2 protein-coding genes are annotated in these 1,264 nt (G+C 34.6%); one reads left to right on the forward strand and one right to left on the reverse strand.

What is annotated here, in order from left to right; genetic code table 11:
* Nucleotides 1–289: 289 nt before the first annotated feature.
* Nucleotides 290–505 carry a helix-turn-helix transcriptional regulator gene (locus AAC854_RS22525; protein WP_340619042.1) on the forward strand — a complete coding sequence of 72 codons (216 nt, stop codon included), beginning with the start codon at nucleotides 290–292 and terminating at the stop codon, nucleotides 503–505.
* Nucleotides 506–770: 265 nt separating this feature from the next.
* Here AAC854_RS22525 and AAC854_RS22530 read toward each other — a convergent pair whose 3' ends face one another.
* Nucleotides 771–953, reverse strand: coding sequence for a YlcI/YnfO family protein (locus tag AAC854_RS22530; RefSeq protein ID WP_340619043.1), 183 nt, complete (start codon nucleotides 951–953; stop codon nucleotides 771–773).
* Nucleotides 954–1,264 lie beyond the last annotated feature (311 nt).

Raw genomic sequence — 1,264 nt, forward strand, 5'->3', positions numbered from 1 at the left:
AAGCATAACTCAGTCCTCTTTTTTGCCTTTTTGTTTCTGGAAAATCAAAACTCGCAAAATTTGGACTGAGTTTCTTTGACACTCCTACCATTTTGAAAAGTTATATATAACTATTTATGATTTTTTTAATCATAAATAGTTATTTTGTGGTCTACAAAAAATATTTGGTTCTTTGTATGAAACAAAGCACTATTTCAGTGTGATGATCTCACATTATAAATTCTGTTTAATTATCCCTGTTCTAACAACGTCCAGAAACATCAAATATAGACAAACTAACGGGGAAAAGATGTCAACAATTACTATACCTAAAGAAAATTTTATTCGCTTGCCAGAAGTTCAACGCAGAACTGGTTACAGCAAAGCGTGGCTTTATAAACTTATTGGGGAAAATAAATTTCCCAAACAAATTAAAATTGGCTCTCGTTCAATTGCTTTTATTGAGTCAGAAGTTGATAGCTGGATAGCTAAGCGTATTGCTGAATCTCGTGGTGAAATTTCATAAAGAAAAAAATATACTAACTGATAAGCAGAGAAAATACATTCTCTCACCATGAATAAAAAAACAGCAAATAAAAAATGATAAATAAAAACATGGCTAATAACCGTGATGGTATTTTATACATCAAAAATCAGGTATGCGATATTTTCATTAATTATATTGCGGTTGATTGGACTGAAAAAGAAAAGGATAACACTGCGAATGCTATCCTTAATTTATTCTCTTTCAAAGAAATAGCTAACTACTGGATTTATTATCGATTAATTAGTTATTGCTCAGATGATATTTTAGCTTTGCGCTGGCGGCGTTTGATCTCAGCTTTGACAGAGGTAACGATAAACTGTGCTTTGTTTTCGCCTTCTGCAATGTATTTTTCCATTTCTTCTACAACTTCATGTGGAAATCTTGCGTTTAATTGTTGTGACTTAGCATTCTTAGAACCTGTTGCCATTGCTGAACTCCTTATATATAGGTGCGATTCAGTATACACAAAAGGAATTATAAAAAAAGAATTGAAGTGCGATTCAATTGCAAGTAAAGTGAATCGCACCTTGAGTGATTCAAGGCAGAAAAGACAACGCCCCGAAGTGCTTGGAACCACTATCGAGGCGTCTAACCACAACGTAAAGGAGACTTACGCTATGGCTGACACACGTAACCCTTCACCAGTCCCCCATTGACACAAAAATGTGATGTTTATCGCTTGATCCGCATTTCCCTGTTGCTTGATCCTGCCAGTCAGGTAACTTTTTCACCCATGAA

This window comes from Xenorhabdus entomophaga (genome assembly GCF_037996725.1).
Taxonomy (GTDB): Bacteria; Pseudomonadota; Gammaproteobacteria; order Enterobacterales; family Enterobacteriaceae; genus Xenorhabdus; species Xenorhabdus khoisanae.

Coding starts and splice junctions, on each gene's coding strand:
- AAC854_RS22525 (WP_340619042.1), top strand. CDS start 290: ATGTCAACAATTACTATACCTAAAGAAAATTTTATTCGCTTGCCAGAA.
- AAC854_RS22530 (WP_340619043.1), bottom strand. CDS start 953: ATGGCAACAGGTTCTAAGAATGCTAAGTCACAACAATTAAACGCAAGA.